The organism is Neobacillus cucumis, assembly GCF_002860255.1.
In the GTDB taxonomy this organism is placed as follows: Bacteria; Bacillota; Bacilli; order Bacillales; family Cytobacillaceae; genus Neobacillus; species Neobacillus cucumis_A.
In genome coordinates, this window is sequence record NZ_PGVE01000005.1 from 1 (window position 1) to 7,822 (window position 7,822).

The following is a 7,822-nucleotide window of genomic DNA, read 5'->3' on the forward strand; positions in this document are numbered from 1 at the left end:
TGACGACCTTCTTCTCAAAGAACGCTTCTGTTGGGTAGACTATCGACCTCATTGAAGCAACCACCCCTCTTCTTCCCTTTCTGAGCAAAAAAAATATCCGGCACGAGGCCGGACAAAACGTTCTATATTAAAGGGGGTCATGAAAAAGGTAGTTAAACTAGTAATTCCTTTCCATGTCCTTATTCTATCTTCTATTTATGAAAAAACTGTGACGAAATCTTTAAGCTTTTAAAAACTAATTTTTCGCCTTGCCTGCCGCAACATCAAAAGTGAATTCCGTTTTTTCCTCAAAATAGGTGGAGAATAAACCGGAATTAAACTTATCCTTTACTTCGACCACTACTGTATAGGTGCCAGGATTTCTAGCTGTCCAATTCAATGTATTGCTTTCTCCGTAGCCTTGTGTGTAAACAGTATCTCCTTTTTTATCGATAATGTAGAAACGATAGACAGGAGTTCTGCTGCCCTCTGAGCTTGCGATCAACTGAGTTGGTTCTCTAAATACCTGTGTACCTGGTTTAGCCGTGATGACACTTACTTTTGTTACGATTTCATCGGTAACAGTAATTGTTGCTGCTGCACTTGTATTGCCAGCCGCATCTGTAGCCGTAACAGAGATCGTTAGACCCGCTGCTTGCTTTCCAATTGTAATGGAGTAACTTCCATCAAGACCTGCTGTTCCGTTCCCAATCTCATTACCAGACACTGTAGCGACTACTTTTGCACCCGACTCTGCCTTACCCGTGATGACCACATCATTATCATTCACAGGATTTACTACTGGTGCCTCTGGTGCCGTTATATCAATTACGGTTACTTCTGTTGCAGCACTTGTATTACCGGCGGCATCTGTAGCAGTAACTGCAATTTTTGTGCCAGCTGTTTGCTTTTTATCCAACGTGATCGTAAATTTACCATCTTCCCCTGCTGTAGCTGTACCAAGTGTCGCACCATCAACCTTGGCTTCCACTTTCGCATTCGCTTCCGCGCTTCCTGTAATCGTCGTATCTTGGTCGTTTACACCATTGACTACTGGTGCTTCAGGAGCAGTTTTATCGTAACCAACCAATTCCTTTGTATCTCTTACACGGATCCGTGTACCCTCTGAAAATGCTCCAGAAAGTCCGACTGCTTCTAATGTATCGCCGACTTTTAGTGCAGGCACTGGACCGCTTTGGTTGACGATGTATCCATCCGTGAAGACTAACACCTCACCAGAACCATCGTTAATAACATAGGAATTGTCGTCATACTTGGATTTAACCGTTCCGGTTACCTTAACGAGTAAACCTTGGTTTGCAGCCGATGTAGCCTCACCCGTAGCCACTGCCTTCGGTTGAATTGGATCACCTGAACCAATTTTAATCACATCGCCTGCAAAGCTTGTAAACTCTAGTTCTTTGTTATTTTCAAACGTCTTAATGTGACCATGTACTCGTACCTTGTCGCCTGGTTTCAATGAGCCTTCAGGCACTTCCTGGAACGCCATAATCCCGCCTGTTTCATCCTGCAGGTAGAACGCATCAAAGAACACGCCTGCTCCAGTAGTCACTGTCCCTTCCACGACTACGTCTGTACCATCCTCTTGTTTACGGACATCGGCAATAGTAGACACTTTCGTTTCGCGATGAGCTAACCAGTTGACTGCGTTTAACGAGAATTCGTCATTTCCTTTTGGTTCAAACGATTCATCCATTTGTTTGTCATTGAAGATGTTCATACCGGAAACGATGATTCGTCCTTCGGTGCCAATTTCTTCAGATGCAATTAACGGAATCGCTGAACCGCCTGTTTCATCGGAAACGGCATCATAGGTATAGCCGCCTTTGATATTTCCTTGATAGGTCGTCTCATTTCCTTTGGCAAGGATCGTTAACTTATCAGATCCAATTAACGGCTGGTTATTTGCACCAGCTAAGCTTGTACCGCTGTAGTAATCAATAAAGGATACACGGTCGGTAATTAAGTTCGAAACTAATCCCGGATGCACTCGGACGGCATATGGGCTGACCGTTGGATCGCTCCAGAAGTTCCCGCTCTTACTTAAGTCAAAGACGCCGTCATTACCCATGCGGATTTGTGATCCAATCTCGCCAAGAAGGGCATTGTTTAATGTAGGGTCTGTACTGTTATTGCTCTTACCCGCCATTAATAAGGAACCGCCATCTTTCACAAACTTCGCCACGGCCGCATTTTCAGCTGCAGTTAAGGCTGTTCTTGTGTGGGTAAGCACTAATACCTTCGTGTCCTTTAATACTTCGTCGGTCAGAGCTGCTTTATTTTCAGCTACAGTATAGCCTTCTTTTTGAAGCATAAGGGTAAAGGATTTTAAGTTATCCTTATACGTTCCGCTGTCACCTGATGTATTTTCATTGCCATGAGCAGCATCGATTAATACTTTCACGCCAAGCGGCTCTTTAATTGTTACGGGTAAAACGAACTTCGTATCCCCTAAATCGAGACCATCTAGTGAAGTAACTACCGCAATCATTTGGTGGTTACCAATCAACGGAGCCGCCCATGTGGCAGACGCAGTTGCGGAAGCCTTCGGTAGAATCGAAGAAATCGTATTGGTTCCAATCAAATTGTCTTGCTTTACTTCATCATAGAAGAAATCTACTTTTAGGTTTCTCACCGGTTGTGTCCCGTTGTTCGCAACAGTTGCTTTTAATGCTGCCGGGTTGCCGCCAATGATGACGCCGCCGTCTACATCCATGCTGTTAACTTTTACATCCACTGGTTCTTCTTTTGACCAGATTGGTGAAGAATAAATTCTCTCGCCGTCCATTTGGGTTACTTTTACAACAAACCATTGCTGGCCACCTGAAACTGTATAGGATGGCTTCCAAGAGAAGTCCTTCGTCATAGGTTCATAGGAATCTACTACCTTCCCGCCGTTTGTAATGAGTTCTACTTTTTGGATTCTATCATCTGATTTGTAGCTTGTTGGCAGGTAGCTATAATCTGTGTCGTTATGAGCTTCTGCTACTAAGTCGCTTCCCTTAATATCAAACTTTAGGGTTTTGCTGTCGACGGTTGAACCCATGTAATAGCCGTTGGCTAATACGTCTAACGTGAAGTTCGGATCCTCTTCCATGTACACGCGCATATTACGCATCGAGTGAAGCAGGGATTCCTGCGAAAGGTCGCTTGCCACGATGACCGTACGGGCATTGACCTGGCCCCATGTTCCTTCGTGGTTGTCTTCCCCGTACGTTGGTGCGACATGCCAGCCTAAGTCTAATGCTGAGAAAAATTTCCCTTCGGCATTGGCATAGCCGTAGTGGCCGGAACCATTCCCTACTTCTAACATCGTGAATAACTTATCTACATTCGCATCATAAGGCTTAAAGTTGTTAAATGCATTCGCCGACATATCCGGGTGGTTGAACTGACCCACGATATCGTCGTATGTCATCACCCATGCATAATACTGGCTTAAGTCTTGGTATTGCTTGCCGTTAATATTTCGGTCGATAAAGTTATCGGTACCGAAGATATTGGAGTGTCCCCATGTCGTTGAAGTCATCTCAAACGCTGGGAATACGACATAATCACTTTTTGTGTATTGTTTAGCTAGATCCTTTGTTAATTGCCAGTCCGATCCGCCTGAACGTTCCGGCACCGACTTCCCATCTGCCGTTGTACGTTCTACGGTGTCTGTACCCAATTTTTCAGGGTCGATATCATGTGAGTGGTCTGAGAAAGCAAACCAATCGTAATGATGTGCTTTACCTGCTTTTAGCGCCTCTTCAGGCGTACCTGCCGCATCATGGGAAATATTTGTGTGGTTATGCGTTGTCCCGCGGTAGTGATTGCCGCCTGTAAAACGAGGTACCACTTCAAAGGTCCATGTTTTTTCGGCTCGGTTGCCTTTTGTATCTTTTGCTGTCACCTTCACGATGTGTGTTCCAAGCGCAAGGTCTTGTTCAGGTGTATATTTTACCTGTGTTTTACTGATGGTTGCTGCTGGAGCGGTTAGCTCTTGGCTATCCAGCCACATTTGAACGGTTGATTCGTCGATGCCGCTTGGATCATCAATTAAGGCAGAAATCTCTGGTGTTGGGCTTTCTACTTTTGTTGTGTCCTGCGGTGTCAAACCGGTAATCGCTGGTCCTTCGGTATCCTCGATTAAGGTTACTGGATAGGGAACATCACTTGAACCGGACGTTTGAACCTGTGTACCTGCTTTTGCTTCAATATAATATTCAAATCCGTTTTGAGGCACATTGGCTGCCGCTAATGTTGCCGTATAGCGTCCGTCACCAGCATTCACCATTGGTAAGGCCGTATAGCTGGTCGTACCTGTTGCACGGTAGTAAACCGTTACATTGTCGGCACCGTCAGCATACGCTTCAAATTCTACATCCGCCTCTTTGTAAGCCTGTGTTAAAGCCGTATGCGTGACGCCTAGAATTGGTGCGATATCTTTCCCATTACGCGGGTAAACTTGATAACCAGTTGTGGCTGTTGAGCTGGAGGTGTATTGTCCTAATACCCCTGTCACCACATAGCTTTTTCCAGTCACAAGATCTTTATCTGGATTGATTCCGGTTGCACCCATGACCCGTAGCGTGGTGGCTTTATTGTTTTCATCCACAAAGGTCACGTTATAGTTGGCGCCTGAAGCAGCCACTGCTGAAACTTTACCTGACACTGTTACAAGGCTTCCTTCGATTGGTTCAGCCGTTGCATAGGTATTTAAATCTGCGATCGTTACGGTTTTGGCTGCCGGAATTGGATTTCCTTCGCTTATTTTTTCAATCGAAGTTGGTTCGAATTCGGTTAAGCCATTGTAAACTAGGACCTTACCTGTGATGCGGACCTTGTCCCCTTTAAGAATCTGGTAGCCTAAATCAAGTGATGTGTGGAAAATGTTAATGCCTGCTGTATCGTCTTGGATATAGAAGTTTTGCTTTTGTGTGCCAAGAATCTGATTGTCTACAGTTGCCACACCTTCAATGGTGAAATACTTATTGAGGTTGACCGGCTGACCTTTTGCATCAGAGGTGCGCACTTCGGCAATTTTTGTGACTGCCGTGGTGTCGGCTTTTGAAACAGAGACCGGCACGCTTTGCAGCATAATTCCTTTGGCCGAGCTTGTGATTTGGGTTACGTAGACGGTGTTAGGAGCATTGTCGATCCTAACAGTGAAGTCACCTGCTGTTCCACCTGTCACAGCCTGTGGGTTTAACTTTTGTGTTGCTGTTTCATCTGCGTACACATTGATGATGGCGTTTGCAGATGCTGCGCCTGTGCCGCCAATGAGTGTACCAATTCCGTCTGCTACCACGTAGCTTAGTTTGGATTGATTCACTTGTGCACTTGCGGCTGCTGCGTTGATTTGGATGGCTGCACTTTCATCAAGACCCTCTTGTGTGGAAGCTACATAAACAGAGGATAGTGTTTTAGTGAACGTGATTTCGAATGAGCCATCAGCAGCGGCAGTCGCTGTACCAAGCGCCGTTCCCTTGGCTGAGGTTTCATATACTTTTACGATGGAGTTTGGTTCTGCGGCTTCCGCATTTCCGATTACTTTTCCAGTCGTACCATCTTGCAGGAATTGGATATTCAATCCTTTTGGCTGTAAGCTGGTCACTGGGACCATTGGAGTTTCCGCTGGGCTTGCAGTGTTGCGTGGAACGGGTGCAGCAGTTGCGAAATCGGCTGCATTATCATCTGTGTCCCAAGCATTTCCTTTGCCAGTGACCGGGTCTACGTTTGCGTAAGGTCGGCGCTGTGCGCTTGTTGTGTTGGATGGAGCCTTGGTTCCTCCTGTGCCTTCAAAAGCATTTGCCCCGCCGAATCCAACAAAGTCAATCGTGCTGTCTGGTTTAGAGCCAGTTGCTGCGGTAGTCTTATCTTTGATTAATGCCACTTTTCCTGAAGTACCTGACATGTTAGTAGCGCCTGATGCATCTGGTGTCGGAAGATCGACACCGTTTGCGCCGCCGCCTTCTGAAATCAGATAATAGCTATGTGCCTGAATGATTCCGGCTAATGGGGTTACTGCCCATGTCGTTCCACTAGAAGATGCGTATTGCACTGACCAGCCGGTAAGATCCACTGGTTGATCTGTTGGGTTATATAATTCAATAAAGTCTTTATTATAGGGAGCTCCTGAATTTCCTCCCCCGCCATAAACTTGTGAAATGACTACATGATCAGCCTGCTCGGCATGAGCTTTGCCTATTAAACCACTCGGCAAAAAGGTACTGATCAATAGAAGTACTGCCATGAACGAACTCGTCCAGCGCTTAAACTTCTTGTTTTTCCCCCTCATTCATTCTCCACCCTTTAATTTATTTTTTTTAAAAGCAAATGTGCCCTATGTATCCCTTCTTCCTAATTTTTTCTAAATACACTATTATTCTACAAAATATTTTTTAGTATTTATATACTATTTACAATTTTTACAACAATTAATATGTTAGAAAATCTATCCAATTGTATACAACTACCTGTAAAATGTGATTATATGAAAGTGATTTCGTTTCATTCTATTATTATTCCACTATAGTTACAGGGGGCTTTTTCGTTTTATGTATTTTAGACGATTCATCTTCACTTTATTATCCCTATCCATCCTTGCGTTTATGACCTGTCCCAAACCGGCTGACGCCCATGCCTATAGTGCCAGCTACACCAAACTAACCGCGGACAGCCAACAGACAAAATTGGTTTTCACTCTTGATACGTTGTCTATTATTGAATTAATACCCTCTATTGATACAAACAAAAACTTTGTTCTTGAAAAATCGGAAATCAAAAAGAACAAGCATCATTTAGAAGAGTTAATCGAGGAAGGCTTGACCCTTGATAAAGGGAACGAGGAACAGACGCCTACCATTGAAAGCATGAAGCTCGTGAAAAAAGAAAATAAAGAATTTCTGTCGACCACGATGACCTTCCCAGCTTTTTCACCTGGCGATACGATTAACTATAATGATGGTTTTTACTATCATGATACGGCGACAAAATATGTCGACCTGATCACTGCTTCGATTAATGGGGAATCTAGTGAAGGAGTCTTACAGGGGAAAGAACGGACTTGGACCGTTTTAGTCACGGAAATTCAGCAGGAGCAAGGTCAGACCGCGCAGCCTGATACTCCTCAAACACAGCCAGAGAAGCCAGCGGCAGCGGCGAAACCACCTGTTGAAAAAACAAGTTGGTTTTCCTTTTTTAAGCTGGGCATGCTTCATATCTTAACAGGCTATGATCACTTACTGTTCCTGCTTGCCTTGCTGCTTCGGAAGCAAACCTTTAAACAGTATGCGGCGATCGTCACGTCCTTTACGATCGCGCATAGTATTTCGCTCAGCCTGGCTGTGTTAGGATGGGTCACCTTGCCCTCACGATTTGTCGAGGCGGCGATTGCGTTTAGTATTTGCTATGTGGCGGTGGAGAATATTTTTAGAAAAGAAATCCGCTATCGCTGGAGCATCACGTTCCTGTTTGGATTGATTCACGGTCTTGGGTTTGCGACTCTTTTAAAAGAGATGGCGATTTCGAAGAGTCATTTGGCGGTGGCATTAATCAATTTCAACCTCGGCATTGAAGCCGTTCAGCTGACGATTGTCTTGCTGCTGCTTCCGATGTTAGCCTACTTATATAAGTTGAGGAACTCCGGAAAAATCGTGGTCTATGGTTCGTATGCGATTGTGGCTTTAGGCGCGATTTGGCTGTTCCAGCGGATTTTTCAATAATGGAAAAAGGTAATTGGGAAAAATAAAAGAAGCGTTTTATGATTGACGACCGTCATCTGAAAAAAGGATTCAACAAGGTCGGCTATCGGCCTTATTGGCGACCGTTACCCGAA

Annotated in this window: 2 protein-coding genes; one reads left to right on the forward strand and one right to left on the reverse strand. The window is 44.7% G+C overall.

Features of this window, described 5'->3' with window-relative positions:
* Positions 1-235 precede the first annotated feature (235 nt).
* Complete coding sequence (locus tag CVD27_RS00695) at positions 236-6,283, reverse strand: Ig-like domain-containing protein (protein WP_101645986.1); 6,048 nt, start codon at positions 6,281-6,283, stop codon at positions 236-238.
* Positions 6,284-6,542: 259 nt separating this feature from the next.
* Between CVD27_RS00695 and CVD27_RS00700 the strand changes: the two genes are divergently transcribed.
* The gene (locus CVD27_RS00700; protein ID WP_101645987.1) at positions 6,543-7,709 is read left to right on the forward strand and encodes a HupE/UreJ family protein; all 1,167 of its coding nucleotides are present in this window, start codon (positions 6,543-6,545) and stop codon (positions 7,707-7,709) included.
* Positions 7,710-7,822 lie beyond the last annotated feature (113 nt).